We start from the raw sequence: 21075 nt of genomic DNA on the forward strand, positions 1-21075 counted from the left end.
ACCCGTGTCCACAGGTTTGTACTAAATACTTTACCAATTCCAATCCTCGGGAAAGTGTTTATACAAATTCTCCATAAAGCGGCACTAAAATATTAGAGACTCCAGCCAAAAGTGCAAGAATATGGGGAGAGCATCTCAATGAATGCAAAAAACAATTTCTTTACAGTGTTGTCCCCTCTCGCGAGTGTTGGATGGCGAGTGGGGAAAGCACGCATTAAATCAAAACTGAGATGCTCCCAATCGACCATTAAGCAGATTGGGCGTAGAATTAAAATATCGGGCGCTCAATGGAACCGCAACAATATCTCTCAAGTTCTCAAGCATCGCTGCTCTTATCTTAATCTGGCTTTTGCCTGAGTATTTCTACTTATTTCATAACTGAGATGCTCCCAACCATTTCCACCCCCTTTTTAAGATTCACGGGGACTGAAGTCCCTCGCGTCGTTTCCTTCTCAGGAGTAAGTGCGATTAGTTTCCCACTTACCGTATTTCTTTTATGAAGGCTTCTGCGTAAGCTTTGCGTTATGTAGCAAGGGCGTTCATTGTAAGGCCACGGGCACCGAGTTTTATGCGAAGTGTCTGATCAGCGCTTTTCGCGATCGAATAAGGTAAAAGTTTTTGTGGTTAAAATCCAGCCGCTTAGAATTGAACAACGGTCAGCCAACTTTGATCTAAACTCAGGAACAAGGGTTCCAGGGTTGATTGCACTTTAGTCAACAGACATTGATTATCTACCGAGAGATTAAAGACCGCTAAGGTGAGGGAGCAGCATTGGGTAATCTGCGAAATGTTTACACTTCCCTAGGCAACTATGCCAAGGCGATCGAGTACCATCAGCAGTCGTTGACCATCGCCCGTAACGTTCATAACTACCAAAGATGGAAAGCCAAACATGATTAAACTCCCTGGAATTAAAGTTTTAGCCCAAATTTACGAAAGTGACAATTCTATTGTCTATCGGGGAATTAGAGAACAGGATAACCAACCGCTGATCCTGAAAGTCCTCAAAGAAGATTATCCTGCCCCCGCCGAACTTGTCCGTTACCAGCAGGAATATGAAATCACGCGCAGCTTTGACTGCCAAGGAGTTATTAAGGCTCACGAGATCCGAAGACACAATAACACGCTGGTAATGCTATTAGAGGATTTTGGAGGAGAATCTTTAGAGGAAATTCTAAAAAAAAGACAATTCACATTATTAGAATTTCTCAAAATCGCCATTCAAATCACTGAATCTCTGAGTATAATTCATCAATCAAATATTATTCATAAAGACATTAACCTGTCCAATATTGTTTTTAATTTTCAAGCAAAACAATTAAAAATTATTGACTTTGGCTTGTCCACAATCTTATCAAGGGAAAACACTGCCTTAAAAAACCCTAATGTTTTAGAGGGAACATTAGCTTATATTTCTCCCGAACAAACAGGCAGGATGAATCGAGCCATAGATTACCGCACTGATTTTTACTCGCTCGGAGTTACCTTCTATAAAATATTGACAAACCAATTGCCTTTTGACGCTACCGATGCAATGGAGTTGGTTCATTGTCATATTGCTAGACAACCCGTCTCACCCCATAGAGTTAATCCCGAAATTCCTCTAGTCGTTTCAGAAATCGTGATGAAACTCATGGCGAAAACAGCAGAGGAACGATACCAAAATGCTTTAGGGATCAGAAACGATTTGGCGCTATGTCTAAAGCAGCTAGAAGCAGATGAGAGAATCGAACATTTTTTTGTGGGCCAACAAGATATTTCTGATAAATTTCAAATCCCGCAAAAGCTCTATGGCAGGTCAACCCAAATTGAAACTTTACTCTCAGCTTTTGACCGGATAACTAATGATACCAGCCAACTTATGCTTGTTGCTGGGTATTCCGGGATTGGTAAATCAGTATTAGTGCAGGAAATCTATAAACCAATTACCGAACGACGCGGTTATTACATTTCTGGTAAGTTTGACCAATTTCAACGCAATATTCCTTACAGTGCTATTGTCATTGCATTTCGAGAATTAGTGCAGCAACTGCTTACTGAAACGTCCGAACAACTACAGGTATGGCATGACAAAGTAGTATCAACATTGGGAACCAACGGACAAATTATTATTGATGTTATTCCTGAAGTCGAACTGATTATTGGCAAGCAACCAGCCGTATTAGAACTCGCAGCAGCAGAGTCCCAAAATCGATTTAACTTAGTCTTTCAAAACTTCATTCAAGTCTTTTGTCAAGCCGAACATCCCTTAGTTATCTTTCTCGATGACTTACAGTGGGCGGACTCCGCTACTCTGAAATTAATGCAGTTAATGATGACTGATGTAGATACAAAAAATATCCTGCTAATTGGAGCATATCGAGATAATGAAGTCAGTGCAGCCCATCCCTTAAAAATTACCTTATCAGAAATTCAAAAAACTGGAGCAACAGTAAATTCTATATTGCTATCGCCGTTAGATTTAACTTGTATCAATCAATTAATTGCCGATACGCTTAAGTGCGACGCCCAAAGAGCAAAACCATTAGCCGAATTACTGCTTACCAAAACTCAGGGTAATCCGTTCTTTCTGAAAGAATTTCTCCAGTCGCTTTATACAGAAAACCTATTAGATTTCGATTTACTCAGTGGCAGTTGGCAGTGGAATTTGGAGCAAATTCAAGCACAAAATATTACTGATAATGTCGTTGAGTTGATGACTCAAAAAATCCAAAAATTACCAGAACTGACGCAAGAGATTTTGAAAACGGCTGCTTGTATTGGCAACCAGTTTGATTTAAAGATTCTCTCAATTGTAGGTGAAAAGCCGCAAAAAGAAACGGCAAACGAACTCTGGTCAGCCGTGCGAGAAGGTCTAATTGTTCCAGTGGGAGATGATTACAAATTTCTGCAAACAGACCTAAATCCGGATCAATTCAAGGTAGCTTATCGGTTTGTGCATGATCGCATCCAACAAGCCGCCTACTCTCTGATTCCCTCACACCGCAAGCAAGCTAGCCATCTGCAAATCGGTCAGTTGCTGCTGAATAATACCCCCCTCCAGCAGCAAGAGGAAAAAATCTTTGACATTGTTAATCAACTGAATTTCGGCAGCAACCTGCTTGAAAGCCAGCAGAAACGAGATGAATTGGCAAAGTTAAATCTCATCGCTGGCAAGAAAGCAAAAGCCTCAGCCGCTTATCAACCCGCCCTTACCTACCTAACAGTCGGCTTAGAATTATTGAACCCCCTTCAGTGTTCCCAGAGTTCGGGGGGAAGTGAAGGGGAGTCAAGTTGGCAGACGCAGTACGATACTACACTTGCTCTGTATATAGAAGCCGCAGAAGCTGCCTATTTGTGCGGTCAATTCGATGAAATGGAGAGGTTAGTTCCAGTCGTGCTGCAACAGGGCAAAGTACAGCTAGATAAAGTGAAAGTTTATGAAGTTAAAATCTCTGCTTATCTAGCACAGAACAAGCCATTAGAAGCAGTTAATACTGGATTAACAGTTCTGAAGCTGTTGGGAGTAAGCTTGCCCAAAAAGCCCAATAAATTAGATATTCTACTCGGTTTGATGGGGACAAAGTTAGCCTTGTTGGGGAAACGAATTGAAGACTTAATCGACTTACCGGAAATGACCGCTCCCGATCAGTTGGCAGCAATTCGTATTCTATCGAGAATAGTTTCGGCTTCCTATCTAGCTGCTCCTAACCTATTCCCTCTGGTTGTTTTTAAAGGCATCAATATATCGGTTAAATACGGCAATGCTTCCTTCTCGGCAATAATGTATGCAGCTTATGGGTTGATTCTTTGCGGAGTATTAGGAGACATTGAATCTGGGTATAAATTTGGCAATCTAGCTTTAAGTCTATTAGAGCGGCTCAATGCTAGGAACGTAAAAGCTAAAGTAATCTATATAGTTAATTACTTTGTCAGGCATTGGCGGGAGCATGGAAGGCAGACATTACAGTCTTTACTACTCGCATATTCGAGCGGACTAGAAACAGGAGATTTAGAATATGGGGCATATTCCTTATCGCTGTACTCCTACCATTCCTATTATATAGGGCAGGAGTTAGCTGTTGTTGAGCGGGAGTCGGACAAATACAGCAATGCCATCCAAAAATTAAAGCAAGAGCGAAGCTTTCACTTGATTAATCTAAATCGGCAGAGGATGCTGAATTTGATGGGGCAATCGGAAAATCCCTGCCGTTTAATTGGTGATTGTTATAACGAGTTGAAAATACTGCCTCTGGCTATTGAGGCGAATGACCGAATCGCAATTTTTCACATATATCTTGAAAAACTGACGCTCTGTTACCTATTTGGAGAGTACGAGGAAGCCCTAGAAAATGCGGCACTAGCAGCAAGATATATAGATAGTGCAGTAGCGATGCTGATCGTTGCATTGGTTTACTTTTACGATTCTCTCTCACTAATTGCCACATATTCTTCCACCTCTAAATTTCAGCAGAAACGCTTACTCGATCGGGTGCGAGCTAACCAGAAAAAACTCAAAAAACGGGCGCATTATGCCCCAATGAATTATTTACATAAATTTTATCTTGTAGAAGCAGAACTGCACCGAGTTCAAGGGTCAGAGGTTGTGGCAATGGACTATTACAAAAAAGCTATTGCTCTTGCTCAAGAACATGAATACATCAATGAAGAAGCACTGGCACACGAACTCGCCGCTAAGTTTTATCTCGCTTTAGGTCAAGATAAAATCGCGCAAGTCTATATGCAAGATGCCCGTTATTGCTATCTCCGCTGGGGTGCAACAGCTAAAGTTAACGATTTAGATACGCGCTATTCTCAGTTATTACAAAGAAAGCCCTCGAACAGGGGAACACTTAGCACAAAAATATCCACGCCGCCTACCACAACTGGCAGGAGCACTTCTTCCGATCTGGATTTGACCACAGTCATGAAAGCTTCACAAACCCTATCTGAAGAAATTGTGCTAGATAAATTACTGGCGAAATTGATGCGGATTATTATTGAGAATGCCGGAGCGCAAAAGGGCTTTTTGATTCTGGAAAAAAAGGGGAAATTGCTGATTGAAGCTGAAGGCTCTGCGGATCGAGATAGCGTGACTGTGTTGCAGTCAATCCCTGTCCAGTCTGTATGGGAACCTGATGATCAACTTCTAATCTCTCACATGATTGTTAACTATGTGGCTCGCACGCAAGAAAGTGTAGTCTTGAACGATGCTGCTAATGACCCTCAATTTGCTCATTCCCCCTATATCAAAGAGCATAAGCCTAAATCAATTTTGTGCTTTCCTCTCCAACATCAAGGTAAACTGACAGGAATTATCTATTTAGAAAATAATCTAACCACAGAGGCTTTTACTTCCGATCGCGTAGAACTCTTAAATCTGCTTTCCTCTCAGGCAGCAATTTCCATTGAAAATGCCAGTCTCTACAATAATCTCACCGAACTCAATCAGGCTTTTGAGCGCTTCGTCCCCCGTCAATTCCTCCAAATTTTGGATAAAGAGAGCATTCTTGATGTTAAATTAGGCGACCAAGTTCAACAGGATATGTCGGTACTATTTTCCGATATTCGCGACTTCACAACTTTGTCGGAAAGTATGAACCCTCAAGACAATTTCAAATTTATTAATGCCTATTTGTCTCAAATGGAACCCGCCATTATCGAAAATCAGGGGTTTATTGATAAATATATTGGCGATGCAATTATGGCTCTATTTAGTGGCGAGGCAGATAATGCAGTGAAAGCAGGAATTGATATGCTGCATCGTCTTAGCGAATACAATCAACATCGCACTGCTTCTGGATACGTGCCGATTAAGATTGGTATTGGCATCAATACAGGTTCTTTAATACTCGGTACGGTTGGGGGAAAAAACCGGATGGATAGCACGGTGATTAGCGATGCAGTGAATTTAGCCTCGCGGATAGAAAGCTTGACTAAACAATATGGAATTTCGATGTTAATTAGTAACTACACTTTCCAGTCTTTGTCAGATTCTAACCAGTATGCTATTCGTCTGATCGATCGCGTAAAAGTTAAGGGAAAATCAAAAGCGGTATCGATGTTTGAAGTTTTCGATGCGGATCCGCCTGAGACTTATGAGGGCAAACTAGACACAAGAACGCGATTTGAAGAAGCTTTGATACTCTACCATTGCCAAAAGCTTAGAGATGCGGAGCGATTGTTTGCTGAGTGCCTGCGCCACAATCCTACAGATAAAGCGGCTCAAATTTATCAGCAGCGCTGCACTCAGGGCGATCGGGATTAAGGATGCGTTAGCTCAAAAAGAGGCTGGAGCGCTAAACAGGATCGGGCTAGTTGAATTGTTGAGTACGCAAAAACTCAGTTACTGAGCCAAAACTTCTTTTAATAAGCCAAATGGCTACCAACTTAAGGCGGGACAAGATTAAGAAAAAAGCAGAGAAGGGATGAGGGATGTGGTCAAAAGCTGTTCGTAGATGCGATCGCTCCAAGCGTCCCCAAGCCAAAGTGAGCTTCCCTAACTTCTAGGGTAATTGCTCAACCCCCTTGGCAAGAAGACGATATATAGCAATCCTAAATCATTTTCAATAACTGGTTAAGAGGTTAAGAGCCTAGGAATCGATGTCACTCTTGAAGAGTCTCGCCTGCGAAAATGTCGGCAGAGCCTCGCCCCAGAAGCGTTACCAGGCAGAGCGAAAGTAACGAGTAGAACGAGTAAATCACTTAGGATTGCTATAGAGAATTAGCATGAGTTTAAAAATACATCTTTTTAAATCATAAATTTAAACCCTTCAAAAGTTAGCTCGTAAATTACAAAATTTGGGACATGAGTTAGCCATATCTGCGGCTGAAAATCCTCCGATCCATCTCAGATGGGTGAAATTTCTATTACTAACGGTGTAGCGATAGAGATGTGGAATATCAGTCTTAAGAGATTTGTCATTGCTCTGTCATTAAGATAAGCTAAAAAGTATTTAAAATCAACAAACATTTGAGGAAATTTGGCTATGGACGGTCAAGACCCCGCTGACATCAAGATGGGTAACGTAGATGAAGAAGAAAGTTCAGTTGTCGCACACGGCACGGCCATTTTAGGGATCGATCCTGAAGGAGGAGAGGCCGTACTCTTTAAGGATTTAGAAGTCACAAATTCTAAAGTAAAATTGAGTGCATACCTAGCGATAGATGGAAATTTAAATAAATCCATAGAACTAGGCGAACTCACAGGAACTATGGGTACCGTTAAAAGTGCCGTCCCCCTAGGAACAGATACCTCCCCTTACAATACCGTAGTTCTTCGCGACCAAAAGAGTAAAAAGAAAGTCGCAGTCATTGAATTGTAGACCCGCAAGCGAGTAGGGATGGGATAATATCTCTACTCACCTAAAAATTCACGCTTTATTAACCTTTGCTTACTGTTCCTATACAAATAGGACTTCATCTAGAGCAATTTAATAAAAACTTGTTATTAGCAGTTTTAACCATCCAAAACATCGTGTTCACAGGTAGCACTCACTTATTTGGCAAAATTGTATAAACTAACTTCTTTACACTAACGAATCTATGCCTAGTTAATCGATAAACTTTGGGAATACAAGGCACACCTTTACGGAGAATCGAACGAAACATTGTTGAGCAAAATAATCTCCTTGAATTCGCAATAAAGACTTAAGCGCAGCCAGCAAGTTGTGAAGGATGTCCCCGAATCCGAAACCAGTTGCGACGGCACGAATAGCCAGCAGTTGCATCAAATTCGCTGCCTTGAATTACTCGATGGCGATGAATGGCGCGATCGACAATAATTGATTTATAATCAAGATATCTACCCCAGCACCATACCCAATCATGCTCGCAGAAGCAAACGCCACACTCTGGCCCAGTCTAATTACTATCTCAGCATTAATTCTCTACTTCATTCTTACCCTCAACGTCGGCAGAGCCAGATTCAAGTACAAAGTTTCTCCTCCGCAGATGACAGGAAACCCAGACTTTGAGCGAGTAGTGCGAGTTCATCAAAACACCTTAGAGCAACTGATTTTATTTTTGCCCTCGCTGTGGATATTCTCGCAATTTATCAGCCCAATTTGGGCCGCCGGTATCGGTGCAGTTTGGATAATTGGACGCATTTTGTTTGCTTGGGGTTACTATCAAGCAGCGGAAAAACGAGCCGCCGGATTTGGCATTAGTACCTTAGCTACTTTAACTTTACTGGGCGGTTCCTTAATTGGCATCATCATGGCGCTGCTCAAAGTTTCACAGTTATAACTAATATTAGTAGGGTGCGCCAAAAGCACCTTACCCAGTAAATCTAATTCTTTCAATCACCTTCAGGAGTTAATATGTCGGAAACCAACAAACCCGTATTTCAAATTAGCCAGCAGCTTTTTCAACAGCTTACCGAGTGGCAAGAAAAAATTGCACTAGAAGATGAATCAGCAACCGAGTCAGAAGACGATAAACAAATTGAGGTAAAAAGTCCTCCCGACAGTTATGAACAGAATTCTCAAACAAATAATTCCTAGTTTTTGGGTGGCAGCATCTTTGGCATTTCCGGCTGCCGTCTCGGCTCAATCGCTGACACCAAGCCAAATTCAGCAAGTCAATAGCGGTTTGTTTCGTTCTAATTCTCAAGATTTCTTTGAGCAAGGAAATCGCCAACTGGAAAGAGAAATTGCTATTTTGTTGAAAAATAATGTCGCTTCCGAAAGCAAGATTTTGGAGATTGATGAAAAATTGCGATCTCAGATTTGTCGCGAAGATTTTCAAATTTCCTGGCAGGATTATGATACAATCAGTGTTCCTGATGTTTCTAGTTTTAATGCAAAACTCAAAGATATTTGCAGGCTAAGTTAAAATCAAAGTGAAGGGTAAATCAAAGGTTTAGTGTTATATTGTGTCAGCTCTAACGGCTAAAATAAAACTGGTTGGTAGTGAGGACTTTAGTCTGGATTGGCAGAAATTTTGAAAAATGAAGTTGTAACTACTAACTTATAAATGTTTAAAATTGTTTGTAGTGAGGACTTTAGTCCTGATTGGCTTAACAAATTTTGAGGATTTTAGGCCTCACTACGAACTGAGGAATGTTATTTTATTTGACATGATATTAATGGATGGAGAATCAAAGACAAAATTGAAACTAGCGATGCTGTCAGCGGACACTGTGGGTCAGTTTGCTGCTATTATTATTGATTACACCCATGAGGAAATGATGCTAGTTTTTCATGAGCTGGAATGGGAAGAGCAGGCTAGAATTAAAGATATTTGGAAGAGTATTTGAGGGATGGCGCATCTATAAAGTCGCAGGTTGCTGCACCGGACACGGCATTATCTATTGGTGTCAACTTAAGGTCAAACATAGTCATAGATAGATAGATAGATACGCTTGGGTTAATGCTATTTGTCATTGCGCTACGGGAGAGTAATCGCAGAGACTAGGTTACTTCTCAATCTTTGTGAGATGCGCGCGGAGCAATTACCTTGTCAACCAAAGCGTATTTTTTTATACTGATGAATTTTCACTACTGCCTTCTATGTAGCGACGCAAAACCGAGTTGATTAAAGCTTTATGTTCTCCCGTTCTAGCTTGGAACCACTTCAAAATATCTGGGTCAATTTGAACTAATCGCTGTGCTTGAGATGCAGGAATTCTTACAGTAGCGCGTTCAAAAAACTCTGCCGTCAAGGGTGGAATGTCAGAGTAATCAATTCCTTCATCTTCCATTTCTTCTAATGCTTTCCAATAGTACGAGAGGTATTGCTCAAGTTTTTGGCGCTCATATCGATTTGCCCTTCGTGCTGAAATGATCCGAATCACGTCATTCTGTCGTTCTGTCCAAACAACAACCGCGATGCCGTTACCGAGGAAACCGATACCGAACCAACGGTCTTCGCCGTAATCAAAACGATCGTCTAGCTCAACTAGCATTGGACTATCAAACATTTTAGGGACATCTACAAAATCAATGTCATGTTTGCGAATATTATTTAGATTCTTCGCTTCATCCCACTCAAACTGCATGAAAATCTGGCCATGCTAATTAGGCTGCCTTTATTATAGCCGAATAAGCTTGGGTTAACAAGTGGAGGGGGTAGGCTCGCACCATCCACTACCCCTACAAAAGCCTGATTTGATTTTCTTTCTTGACTGATAATCTAGATATAGCCCGATTTTTTCGCAAGCGATTCGAGACACAATTGACGGAAATGATCGCCCCGCTGCTCGAAGTTTTGGTATTGATCGAAACTGGCGCAAGCTGGCGAAAGCAGCACGACTTTAGCGTTGTTCTGTTTGCCTAATTCTGCGGCTCTGGAAACTGCTTTTTCCATTGTTTCGACGATTTCCCAAGCATTATAATTTGCTTGTTCTAGCCGATCGCTAAAAATACCTGCCGCATCCCCAATTAACAGCACTCCCACAGCTTTCGCCTTAATTGTATCGATCCAAGCGCGATCGTCCCCTTCTTTGGGATCGCCGCCCGCAATCAAAATCGCCGGCGCGCTGACAGAAGCCAACCCGACTTGCGCCGCATCGTAATTGGTAGCTTTGCTGTCGTTGATGAAATCTATGCCTTCCCAAGTGCGGATGTGTTCGAGACGGTGCGACACTCCGGGGAATTTAGCGATCGCCCGGGCGATCGCACTTTTATCTATCCCCGCCAAATTAGCCGTCGCCACCGCCATCAACAAATTCTGCAAATTGTGCTCTCCCACCATCCGCAAAGACGAAGCAGGCAAAATTTTCTCGCTTTGAGCAATTACCCAACCGTCTGCGATGTAGGCTCCAAAAGCCCGCTTTCCTAATAATTCCTGTTCACCTTTAACACTCGTCCAACACGCATCTGGCCAAATGTCAACTCCTTGCTGCCGCAAACAAGGATCGTCGCCATTAATTACTTGCAATTCCGACTTTTTCAGCAAATGCGCTTTAATGTTGTAGTAATTTTCTAAAGTTTTGTGGCGGCTGAGGTGATCCGGTGTCAAAGTCGTTAAAACTCCGATTCGCGGCGCTACAGACGGCGAGGATTCTATCTGATAGCTGCTGATTTCTGCGATTACCCAATCCGGCGGTTTTTCAGCTAAAGCTAATTCGCACGCAGCATAGCCAATATTGCCGCAAGCGGGAGCGTGAAGCCCTGCTTCTGCAAAAATAGCAGCAATTAAAGCAGTAGTCGTAGTTTTGCCGTTAGTGCCACTAATTCCCACCCAAGGAGATTTGAGATAGCGCCACGCGAGCGCCATTTCTCCGATTGTTTCAATGCCTAACTCTCTGGCGCGTACTAATCCTGGACTGTCCCAGGGAACGCCGGGACTTACTACTATTAATTCTATCGATTCGACTGGTTCAAAAGATTTACCTAACTCAACTGCAATTCCTTCGCTGGCGAGTTCCTGTTGCTGTTCGAGCAAGTTTGGGGAAGATGAGCGATCGCTCAGCGTTACTTCCCATCCTTCGCGTTTTAGCAGTCTGGCGGCGGCATTCCCCGATTTTCCTAATCCAATGATGTGAGCGATCGGCATAAGTTGTGTGTGTGATGGAGCGAACTTTCCTGGTTTTATAAGTTTATATCTTAACCTTGAATTGGTTGTTGACTATTGGCCATTTTGCTTATTTTTTCAGAGAGCGATCTCACGCGATATTCGTAGGGAAACCGCACTGCCGTGTCCTGATTCGTAGGGAAACGACACTGCCGTGTCCTCTTTTGTGATTTCGATCGACCTTTTTTTGAATTTTGCAAGCAGTGCGTCTTTCAAGTTCTTCAATTTTTTCTTCTAACCGGACAATTTCTCTGGATAAACAGCGAAGCTGATATGATGATACGGTCGAAGTAAACGCCACCGTTACAAATAAGTATATCTCCTTCATCAGAGGGTTTTCTTTATATACTAGATAGTATATGGTAACAACGAGTGGCGCTAGCCAGAAACCGACATTTGAACTTGCCGCGCTTTTACGAATTATTTGTCTCTAATTCATGGTTCATATATTCCCTTTTCAATAGCGAGCCAGAGCCAGAGTGATCTGGGTTCCCAGGCTCTGCCTGGGAACCAATTAATCCCCCAATCTAAAATCGAAAATCGAAAATCTAAAATCGATTGACGATCGCCCCAAAGTCAGCCAACACCCGCGCGTGATTCCGCAGCAAACCCAGCAAATTCAAGCGATTGCGCTTAATTTCCGGGTCGGAATCCATCACCAAAACGCTTTCTGGGCCGTCAAAAAAGTTGCTCACAGCCGGAGCAATTTCAGTCAAACTCTCTACTAATTGTTGGTAATTTCGAGTTTGTTTCGATAGCTTAGTTTGCGGCACCAACTGCACCACGGCATCATAAAAAGCTTGTTCGGACGACTTTTGAAATAACTCTGGTTTCACCGCTTTTTTCGGTTCCAATTCAACTTTATCCAAATCACCTTGAGCCGCTAAACGAGTTGAACGGTTGACTGTTTCGTAAATCCGATCCAAAGTCTTGTCATTGCGGATTTGTTGCAGAAACAGCGCTCTTTCCAGCGTGTCCAACAAATCTTTCAATGCCCGTTCGGTATATTCGGGGTCGTTTTCTCCCAAAACGGCATTCACCAAATCGTAATCTACATTCTTTTCTTCTTGCAGCAAAGTCCGAATTCTTTGCAGGAAAAATTCGTATAATTGAGATAGCAAATCCGCCGATGTCTGGGGGCGTGCTGCAGTAAATTCGGCGACAACTTCTGCGATTAACTGGTGCAAGTTGATTGGTAACTGAGCCGCCCAAATAATGTTAGCGATCGCATTGGCTGCGCGGCGCAAAGCAAAAGGATCGGAGGAACCTGTCGGCAACATTCCCAAGCCGAAGATGCTGACTAATGTATCTAATTTGTCGGCTATTGCGACAACTTGACCTGTGAGAGTTTGCGGTAATTTGTCCCCCGCGCCTCTAGGCAAATAATGCTCGAAAATCGCTGTGGCTACGGCTTTTGCTTCGCCGCAGGCTAAGGCGTATTTCTGCCCCATGATTCCTTGCATTTCGGGAAGTTCGTAAACCATTTGGGTAACGAGGTCGGCTTTGCAAAGTAAGGCTGCTCTTTCTATGTAAGCTTTTTCTTCGGCTGTTATTTGCAGTTGGTTGGTGATGAGGCTGGCAATTTTGCACAGCCGATCGACCTTGGCGCGCACTGTCCCCAAATCTTCCTGGAAAGTGACTTTCTCCAACTTCGGCAAATAATCCTCTAGAGGCTTGGCCAAGTCTGCTTTGTAGAAAAACTCACCGTCGGCCAACCTCGCCCGCACGACTCGCTCGTTACCCGCAGCAATAATCGCCGATGCGGCCGGATCTCCGTTGGAAATTGTAATGAAGTAGGGCAGAAGTTCTGGAAAGTCGGGGCTTTTGAGGATTGGGAAATAGCGCTGGTTTGTAACAATAATTGTGGTGATTACTTCCGGCGGCAATATCAAAAATTCTTCGTCAAATTTCCCTACTACTGGGTTCGGCCATTCTACTAAGTCGGTGACTTCTTCTAACAAATCTTCGGTAATGTCGGCGTAACCGCCTTGTTTTGTGGCTGCGACTTCTACTTGTGCTTTAATTTGATTTTTGCGCTGGGTTCGATCGACCTCCACGCAAGCAGCCCGCAGACACTCGACATAATCTTCGGCTTGCGGAATCGTGACCCCCCCCGTCCCCCCCTTGGCAAGGGGGGGTGTAGGAAGCGATGTCCCCCCCTTGGCAAGGGGGGGTGTAGGGGGGGTATGCAAGACGCGGTGTCCTTGGGAAATTCGATCGCTCTTGACCGTATCCGAACCGCTGACCAAGGCGATCGGCAGTACAGTATCATCTAACAGTGCCACGATCGATCGAATCGGGCGCGGAAACTTCAAATCTCCGTCAGCCCACCGCATGAATCTTTTACCTTCTAACTTATTAATCCACTGCGGCACAAGTTCTGTCAAAATATCCGCACTCAGCCGCCCCGGAATCTTTTTGAGCACAAACACAAAATCGCCTTTGTCCGTAGCGCGAACCGACAAAGCACCGATTTCTACGCCTTGTTTTTTGGCAAAACCTTCGGCTGCTTTCGTCGGTTTCCCGTCTTTAAAAGCCGAACTTGCGGGCGGGCCTTTTACCTCTTCTTCTCTGTCTGATTGCTTGATTGGCAATCCTTTGATCAGAACTGCCAAACGCCTCGGAGTGGCGTATACATTAATTGATTCATTTGTCAATGATTGTTCTGCCAGAGTTGCAGGTACGAGCCGTTCCCACTGCCGGACGCTGCTGGCGACAAAAGATGCGGGCAGTTCTTCGGTACCGAGTTCTAATAAAAAGTTAGGCATATAGAAATTCTGAAGTTAGTGAGGTACGGATTGGTAATGGGTAATGGGTAAATCGGTCATCGGTAATTGGTAATTAGTAATTGGTAATGCGCGATCGGCTGGCTAGTACCTCAGTTGATTGAAAACCACTAATTAACAGAATTGGGTGTTTTTGTCAATAGGCAATTAATTTGCCCGTTCCACAATCTAAAAAACCCTGGAATTGATCTCGATAACGCATTGACAGAACTATTTTACCGAGGCGCAAGTCCTATTAAATCCAAAAAAGACTCAAAAAACCAGCATACCACTTAAAATCGGGGGTGAAAGATAATCTCAGCAGCACATGACCTTGGCGGAAAGACTGGCACAAGATTGGAAGTCGCGACTAGAAAAAGATTGCCCCGACGAGAGTTCTAGCACTCGCGAGAGTGTTGTCCGCTGGCTGTTGGGAGACAAGCCAGAAAGATTTGACTCTCTGAATCCGACTCAACTCACCGTCGCCTGTGGGGCGATCGACTTTTTATATCGAATTTTACAGCAGCGCTATCTGGGAGTCGCGCCAGAAAAAGCTTACCGCAACTTGATCGGGCGGCTGGGCGGTTTGGTAGTGCTCAGGCAAAAAATCCAAGCGTGGGTTTCCCTAAGCCGCGACAGACAGCGGAGTGCGGTGGAGGTATTGCAAGAAGTGATTCAGGAAATGCTTAATTCCGATCGCTACCTGCAGCAGCAAGTCGCCTGGATTGCCGAATGCACGACAGACAAACGCCTGCGAAATGCTTTGCTGCTAGCTAGTACAGAAGAATACTGTTTGCGGCCCATCCGCAACCAACCGCTGCTAGTTTACCGCTTCGTCAACTACCTGCGGCGTTCCCAGCGGGGCGGGTTGACGCAAGTCCCGGCGGGAGATTGGGTGCGGCTGGTGTCGGAACAAATTCTACCCGACGATACAGAGGAACCGCTCAGCCTGCTAGACACACAGGCGATGTCCGATTACCAAGAAAATCAAGTTTGGGAAGAGCGACAAGCGGGGCGGCAGATTGTCCAGCAAGAATTTGAGAATTATTTGAGGGATCAAGTCGATCCGCTGGCTTGTCAGTGGCTGCGGCTTTACCTGCAAGGCCGTTCCCAAGAGGCAATTGCTGAGGCTTTGAACGTTCCCATCAAACAAATTTACCGCTTGCGAGAAAAAGTCAGTTACCACGCGATTCGGGTTTTTGCGGTCAAACAAGCACCGGAATTAGTCGCTAACTGGCTGGAAACTTCGCTCAAAGAACACAATTTGGGTTTGACTCCCGCTCAGTGGCAGCAATATTTACAAAATCTCACGCCGGTGCAACTGCAGTTGGTCGAATCGCTGAAGGCAGGAAAAAGTGTAGAGACGATCGCATCTGAATTAAAGCTGAAAACTAATCAAGTTATCGGCGAGTGGAGTAAACTCTATTTAGCCGCTCAAACCCTCCGCAACGACTAGATGAGCCATTAGTTGCGGGCAATTGCTAATTCTTAATTAACAGTAGGATTTTGCAGAATGCGTGCTACTAATCAATGCCGGAATAGCTACAGAGTCCTGCGATTTTTCCCCTGGAAAATTCGCACATCGCCATTGGCGCGATCGCAATTTCGGTAAGATCGATCGGGATATCGCAGCACGGGCGTCATGATATCTCGATCGTTAGCCTCGCCGCGAACTCTGTGAGGTAAAATATGAGCAGCGCCATCGACTTGTCAGGATTTTTTAACAAATTCTCAATTTAGCCGTTGCCCGCAAGTCATCGATTGTGGTGCAGGTGCAATACTTGCGGATTAATGAGATCGTTCTGTCGTTGTCAGCCGCGCGATCGATCCAGTGTTTGCCCTCAGCACGCAAGTCATCATCTAACTGTCTATCTTTGGGTAGATATTGAAATGGCAACACAGAAGGGAAAAAATTTTGAGACTGAAGATTTTTTTTGATAAAAGCTTCCGGTTTTCAGACGAATGTCTCCGTCAGGGAAGTTGCAGCGTTTAATTATATAAATCAGGTTGTTGTGGCGCGATCGATCGCGCTTCCGACTACAGAGCAGCTAATGGTACATACATCTTCAACAGACTTGGCGGCTACAATGGACATGGACTCCGATCGAATATTTCAACTAATCGACACAGTTGTCCCCTTTGAAGCTTGCCTTTACTATCAAGTTTTGCCTATATCCCTAGAAGGCAATATATTGAAATTGGGCGTAGTCGATGGGCAAGATGACTCCGCCTTGGACTACGTGCAGCGGATTTTAGCTTACATGAATTGCTCAGTCACAACCGAGCAAATTCCCTCGGAAACTCAACGCTCGATGCTCTCAGCTTACTTGCTCCACGGCAACCAAGTCAAAGAACCGGGCCCGACACCAACCCCAGCAGCCCCAACACCCAAAAATCCCGCACCAGCAACTTTAGGCTCCGAATCAGAAACCCTGCTGTCTGTCCAAAAACCCCCCATTTCCCCTCGCGAGAAGTTTCAAACAGCCTCCGCAGCAACCAAACCAGCAAGCGCCGAAGTGTACCCGACACCTGCAGATGTACCGGTTTTGGATGTCGAAGCCTTGTATTTGTCAAGCCCTGTCGAAGTTTTGGCAACTTTACCCGCGCCCCAACTGCTGGAAGAATTGCTCGGTAGAGTGCTGCTAGACGGTATCGGCCGCCTGTTTTTTGAGCGCCCCCAGTCCCAGGGCCGCATTCTTTGGAGTCAAGACGGCGTTTTGAAATCGATCGTCGAAGGTATCGATCCGGTGCTGTTTGAAGAAGTCATCGACGAGTTGAAGCGGCTGACGGATATGCCTGTTTCCCCCATAGAACATCCCAAACAAGTCGAAGTTGAACGCATATATAAAAACACTCATTTGCTGTTGCGCTTGCGGGTAATGGCAGTGGGCGGCAAGGAAGAAGCCACGCTGCAAGTGCTGCGGGGAGCGGCTTTGAGGTTTTACCAGCAGCAGCAATTGTCTAGTTTGAGTCGGGACGCGCTGCAACTGGCCAAAGAATTGCAGCGGAAAGTGAATCAAATTCGCGATCGCACTCGGCTTTCTCCTTTACCTTTAGACGGGCTACCCGCTTTGGAACAGGTGGTTAAAAATGTTGACGACCAACTTGAAGCTTTGATGCACGAACACAATCCCGATCAGCCCTAATTAGAAATACTTGTAAGTTTTGAACTTTCTTTCACTCGAATCTAGCCCCGTCAAATAAGCATTAGGAACCTAGATAAGTGGAGTTGTGCGATCGCGCCTAAGATTGCCCGTGTTCAAAAACATCCTTGTACTGCAACAAATCCAAAGTTACAAAAACCGACAAAAATTGAAAACATTGCTGTGCAATTTCCCAGCGTTCTTCTCGCTGCAACATAGCAGTCAACTTTTGTTTAGCGCTTAACAAATAGCGGACATCGTTCGCAGCGTAGTGGAGTTGCTCGTCTGAAAGATTCTCGGAATTTCCCCAATCCGAACTTTGAGAGGTTTTGTTGAGTTCTACTTTTTCTAATTCTTTAATTAAGTCTTTAAGTCCGTGTCTGTTGGTGTAAGTTCTCGCTAGTTTGCTCGCTATTTTTGTGCAGAAAATAGGTGCAATCTCAATACTTAAATTGTAGCGCATTGTTGCCATATCGAAGCGGGCAAAGTGAAATACTTTTTCAATATTCGGGACTTCCATTAACTTTTTTAAATTCGGTGCCACCGTCTGACCTTTAGCAATCCGCACCGCAGCCACTTTACCTTGCGGATCGCACAACTGCACCAAGCACAAGCGATCGCGCCACGGTAGCAAACCCATTGTTTCGGTATCAACGGCGATCGCCTCCGCCGTCAAATAATAAGATAACAGAGCATCGGAAATATCACCATCGCACACTTGAAAATCTGGAAATTCCATTATTAGTAATTGTTGACTGTTGACTGCTGACTGTTGACTGTTGACTGTTGACTGCTTTTTTCCCTCTTCCCTCTTCCTTCTTCCCTCTTCCCTCTTCCCTCTTCCTTCTTCCCTCTTCCCTCTTCCCTCTTCCCTCTTCCCTCTTCCGACGGACTTACATCCGTTACATCCCGTACATTGCTCGTTGCCGAACTTCCCTCTTCCTTCTTCCCTCTTCCCTCTTCCTTCTTCCTTCTTCCCTCTTCCTTCTTCCCTCACCTTATCTACTGCGGACAAAAATCTGAGTAAAATAATACTCGCCTTTGGCATTTTTGGCAATCCCAATACCAGTTAAATTAAACTGACCCTCCATATTTTTGCGGTGGCCCTCACTTTTGATCCAACCTTCAACAGCATTGCGTACCGGATCGTTGTAGCCCATGTTGTAAGCAACATTTTCAGCCACACTTTGATAGGGAATAGAAATTGCTTTCACCCGCCCCTCAAATCCGTCATGGCTAAACTTAACTTTCGCACTCGCCATATTTTGGCTGTGAATTCTTGCTTGCTGAGTAATTCGCGCATCGACACTCAGCGGCGGCAACTTTTTCGATGCTCGGTATAGATTTATCTGTTGGTTAACAGCTTTTTCTAAGTCAGCCAACGAACTCGTCGAAGCAACGTTAGTATTCATAGAATCTTGTGGGAGCGATCGCGCCGAAAGTGAATTAGCACAATTAGGCAAGATTGTCAACAATCCTAAAGAAATCAAAACCAAAGCTTTGGACATGAATTTGAATGACAAATAAAGTTAATTGTTACCGATTCCTACAGAGCGATCGCCCAAAATTCCGCTAAACCATATTCATAACTTTAGCAACAGTGTTCACATCTTTGTCGCCCCGCCCCGAACAGTTAAGCACAATGCGCGGACTCCCCGTTAACGGAGGGCACAGAGTCTCCAAATAGGCGATCGCGTGAGCAGTTTCCAAAGCCGGAATAATCCCCTCCAACTGCGAAAGACGCTGAAAAGCCGCCAGCGCATCTGCATCAGTCACGCTGTAATATTCAGCCCGGCCAGCATCCTTCAAATAACTGTGTTCCGGCCCCACGCCCGGATAATCCAAACCAGCACTAATCGAGTGTGGCTCAATCACTTGACCTTCATTATCTTGCAGCAAATAACTCATTGCGCCGTGCAAAACACCCACAGTTCCCTTAGTCAAAGTAGCAGCGTGTTTGTCCGTATCGACACCCTCGCCCGCCGCTTCAACACCGATCAATCTAACAGTTTCTTCCCCGACAAACTCGTGGAAAAGACCCATTGCATTAGAACCGCCACCGACACAAGCTAATAAAATATCCGGCAAACCAGCCCACTTTTCCTGACACTGAGCGCGCGTTTCTTGACCGATTACCGCATGGAAATCGCGCACCATCATCGGGTAAGGATGCGGCCCCGCTACGGAACCCAAAATGTAATGAGTTGTCTCCACATTTGTCACCCAGTCGCGAATCGCTTCGGAAGTCGCATCTTTCAGCGTTCCCGTACCCGCCGCCACCGGTCGCACTTCGGCCCCCATCAGCCGCATTCTAAACACATTTAAAGCCTGTCTTTCCATGTCCTGAACGCCCATGTAGACAACGCATTCCAAACCGAAACGAGCGCAAACTGTAGCAGTAGCAACACCGTGTTGACCTGCACCAGTTTCAGCAATTACCCGCTGTTTCCCCATGCGTTTTGCTAACAATGCTTGAGCTAAAGCGTTATTAATTTTGTGAGCACCAGTGTGGTTTAAATCTTCCCGTTTGAGATAAATTTGCGGGCCAGTACCGTCTGCTTTAGCATAATGCTCTGTGAGGCGTTCGGCAAAATACAAAGGGCTGGGGCGGCCGACATAATCTTTGAGCAATCCTTGAAGTTGCTCTTGAAATTCCGGTTCGCTGCGGTATTTTTGAAAAGCCGCTTCTAACTCAAACAAAGCAGGCATTAGGGTTTCTGGGACGTATTTGCCGCCGAATTGGCCAAATCTGCCCAGGGAGTCGGGGCGTTGGGCCGCGGTTTCGGAAGTGAGACGCAGGGGGGTGACAGTCATTGGATTTTAGATTTTAAATTTGAGATTGTTCGATTCGCGGGTAAGCTAGAAGTCGGCGCACTCGATCGCGCGCCAGTCGATCGTACCAAATCCCTTGGAGACTTGAGCCGATCGAACAAATTTCATTATAATTCCTTCAACCCTGAACAGACTAATACAATAAATAGAAGATAGAGCGCATTCCGAGCGATCGCAACTTTACCGAACCCGTTAAAACTAGAAATACCAGTAAAAGAAGTTCAGGCATATTAACACATGGCAGCATCCAAACGCAAAGATTCAGACAACAAAACAACCGACGGCAAACGAATAGTTTACTCCGAATTTGGCAACACCGACAACTCAGCCGCCCTCCAACGCGGAACCCCAGAAGTTGCCCCAAATCAACAAAACCTCAAAGTAGAAGCATCCCGAAAAGGACGAGGTGGCAAAACAGTTACAGTCATCAGCGGATTTCAGGGAAAACCCGAAACATTAGCAGACTTAGCCAAGCAGCTAAAAGCCCAATGCGGCACCGGCGGCACAGTCAAAGACAACGAAATCGAAATTCAAGGCGAACACAAGCAAAAGTTAGCCGAAATTCTCAAAAAAATGGGCTACAAAGCTAAAATCAGCGGTGGCTAATTTAACTTCAAAACAAAGTTCGCAGTAAGGACTTGAGTTTTTTCCAGATTCGCAGTAAGGACTTGAGTTTTTTCAATTTAAGAAGTAACCAAGAACAAACTGAAGTCCGTACTACGAACAAACAACTTCTTCCCTCTTCCTTCTTCCCTCTTCCTTCTTCCGACAGACTTACATCCGTTACATCCGTTACATCCCGTACATTGCTCGTTGCCGAACTTCCTTCTTCCTTCATT

At 44.6% G+C, this 21075-nt stretch carries 17 protein-coding genes and 1 pseudogene; 11 read left to right on the forward strand and 7 right to left on the reverse strand.

Annotated elements, in window-relative coordinates:
- Positions 1 to 237: 237 nt before the first annotated feature.
- The 8 genes and pseudogenes from QUB13_RS21515 to QUB13_RS21550 all read left to right on the forward strand — a co-directional run.
- Positions 238 to 357: pseudogene (locus QUB13_RS21515) on the forward strand (ISKra4 family transposase); the annotation flags it as partial.
- 414 nt (positions 358 to 771) lie between these two features.
- Positions 772 to 900 carry a tetratricopeptide repeat protein gene (locus tag QUB13_RS21520; protein WP_333384546.1) on the forward strand — a complete coding sequence of 43 codons (129 nt, stop codon included), beginning with the start codon at positions 772 to 774 and terminating at the stop codon, positions 898 to 900.
- On the forward strand, positions 893 to 6247 hold the full coding sequence (locus QUB13_RS21525) for an AAA family ATPase (protein WP_333384549.1): 5355 nt from the start codon (positions 893 to 895) through the stop codon (positions 6245 to 6247). The genes QUB13_RS21520 and QUB13_RS21525 overlap by 8 nt, the downstream gene beginning before the upstream one ends.
- 721 nt (positions 6248 to 6968) lie before the next feature.
- Entirely contained in the window at positions 6969 to 7304 is a 336-nt protein-coding gene (locus QUB13_RS21530; protein ID WP_194008708.1) for a hypothetical protein, read from the forward strand.
- A gap of 502 nt (positions 7305 to 7806) precedes the next feature.
- A complete protein-coding gene (locus QUB13_RS21535; RefSeq protein WP_333093390.1) occupies positions 7807 to 8226 on the forward strand; it encodes an MAPEG family protein in 420 nt (139 codons plus the stop codon).
- Between the two features lie 74 nt (positions 8227 to 8300).
- Complete coding sequence (locus tag QUB13_RS21540) at positions 8301 to 8483, forward strand: hypothetical protein (RefSeq protein WP_333118259.1); 183 nt, start codon at positions 8301 to 8303, stop codon at positions 8481 to 8483.
- Positions 8452 to 8814, forward strand: coding sequence for a hypothetical protein (locus QUB13_RS21545; protein WP_333384552.1), 363 nt, complete (start codon positions 8452 to 8454; stop codon positions 8812 to 8814). Before QUB13_RS21540 ends, QUB13_RS21545 begins: the two co-directional genes overlap by 32 nt.
- A 253-nt stretch (positions 8815 to 9067) precedes the next feature.
- Complete coding sequence (locus tag QUB13_RS21550) at positions 9068 to 9238, forward strand: hypothetical protein (RefSeq protein WP_333384555.1); 171 nt, start codon at positions 9068 to 9070, stop codon at positions 9236 to 9238.
- A 222-nt stretch (positions 9239 to 9460) separates the two neighbouring features.
- Here the strand turns inward: QUB13_RS21550 and QUB13_RS21555 are convergent, their stop codons facing one another.
- The 3 genes from QUB13_RS21555 to glyS all read right to left on the reverse strand — a co-directional run bounded on the left by QUB13_RS21555 (position 9461) and on the right by glyS (position 14264).
- The gene (locus tag QUB13_RS21555) at positions 9461 to 9979 is read right to left on the reverse strand and encodes a BrnT family toxin (RefSeq protein ID WP_333384558.1); all 519 of its coding nucleotides are present in this window, start codon (positions 9977 to 9979) and stop codon (positions 9461 to 9463) included.
- A gap of 134 nt (positions 9980 to 10113) precedes the next feature.
- Positions 10114 to 11478 carry a UDP-N-acetylmuramoyl-L-alanine--D-glutamate ligase gene (gene murD / locus QUB13_RS21560; RefSeq protein WP_333384561.1) on the reverse strand — a complete coding sequence of 455 codons (1365 nt, stop codon included), beginning with the start codon at positions 11476 to 11478 and terminating at the stop codon, positions 10114 to 10116.
- A 566-nt stretch (positions 11479 to 12044) separates the two neighbouring features.
- Positions 12045 to 14264, reverse strand: a complete 2220-nt coding sequence (glyS, locus tag QUB13_RS21565; RefSeq protein ID WP_333384564.1) for a glycine--tRNA ligase subunit beta — start codon at positions 14262 to 14264, stop codon at positions 12045 to 12047.
- A gap of 325 nt (positions 14265 to 14589) precedes the next feature.
- On the opposite strand from glyS, the gene QUB13_RS21570 reads away from it, so the two are divergent.
- Positions 14590 to 15717: a HetZ-related protein 2 gene (locus tag QUB13_RS21570; protein WP_333093398.1), complete on the forward strand. Its 1128-nt coding sequence runs from the start codon at positions 14590 to 14592 to the stop codon at positions 15715 to 15717.
- A gap of 478 nt (positions 15718 to 16195) precedes the next feature.
- Positions 16196 to 17407, forward strand: a complete 1212-nt coding sequence (locus tag QUB13_RS21575) for a hypothetical protein (protein WP_333384567.1) — start codon at positions 16196 to 16198, stop codon at positions 17405 to 17407.
- 97 nt (positions 17408 to 17504) lie between these two features.
- On the opposite strand, the gene QUB13_RS21580 is transcribed toward QUB13_RS21575, so the two are convergent.
- The 3 genes from QUB13_RS21580 to trpB form a co-directional block, all read right to left on the reverse strand.
- Entirely contained in the window at positions 17505 to 18143 is a 639-nt protein-coding gene (locus QUB13_RS21580) for a ribonuclease D (protein ID WP_333384587.1), read from the reverse strand.
- 259 nt (positions 18144 to 18402) lie between these two features.
- On the reverse strand, positions 18403 to 18912 hold the full coding sequence (locus QUB13_RS21585; protein ID WP_333384571.1) for a CAP domain-containing protein: 510 nt from the start codon (positions 18910 to 18912) through the stop codon (positions 18403 to 18405).
- A gap of 64 nt (positions 18913 to 18976) precedes the next feature.
- The gene (gene trpB / locus QUB13_RS21590) at positions 18977 to 20218 is read right to left on the reverse strand and encodes a tryptophan synthase subunit beta (protein WP_333384574.1); all 1242 of its coding nucleotides are present in this window, start codon (positions 20216 to 20218) and stop codon (positions 18977 to 18979) included.
- A gap of 255 nt (positions 20219 to 20473) precedes the next feature.
- Here trpB and QUB13_RS21595 point away from each other — a divergent pair, with 255 nt between their 5' ends.
- Positions 20474 to 20842: a translation initiation factor gene (locus QUB13_RS21595; RefSeq protein WP_194008720.1), complete on the forward strand. Its 369-nt coding sequence runs from the start codon at positions 20474 to 20476 to the stop codon at positions 20840 to 20842.
- Positions 20843 to 20849: 7 nt separating this feature from the next.
- Here the strand turns inward: QUB13_RS21595 and QUB13_RS21600 are convergent, their stop codons facing one another.
- Complete coding sequence (locus QUB13_RS21600) at positions 20850 to 21074, reverse strand: hypothetical protein (protein WP_333384577.1); 225 nt, start codon at positions 21072 to 21074, stop codon at positions 20850 to 20852.
- Between the last annotated feature and the right edge of the window lies 1 nt (position 21075).

It is taken from the genome of Microcoleus sp. B4-D4, from assembly GCF_036705185.1.
Classification (GTDB): Bacteria; Cyanobacteriota; Cyanobacteriia; order Cyanobacteriales; family Microcoleaceae; genus Microcoleus.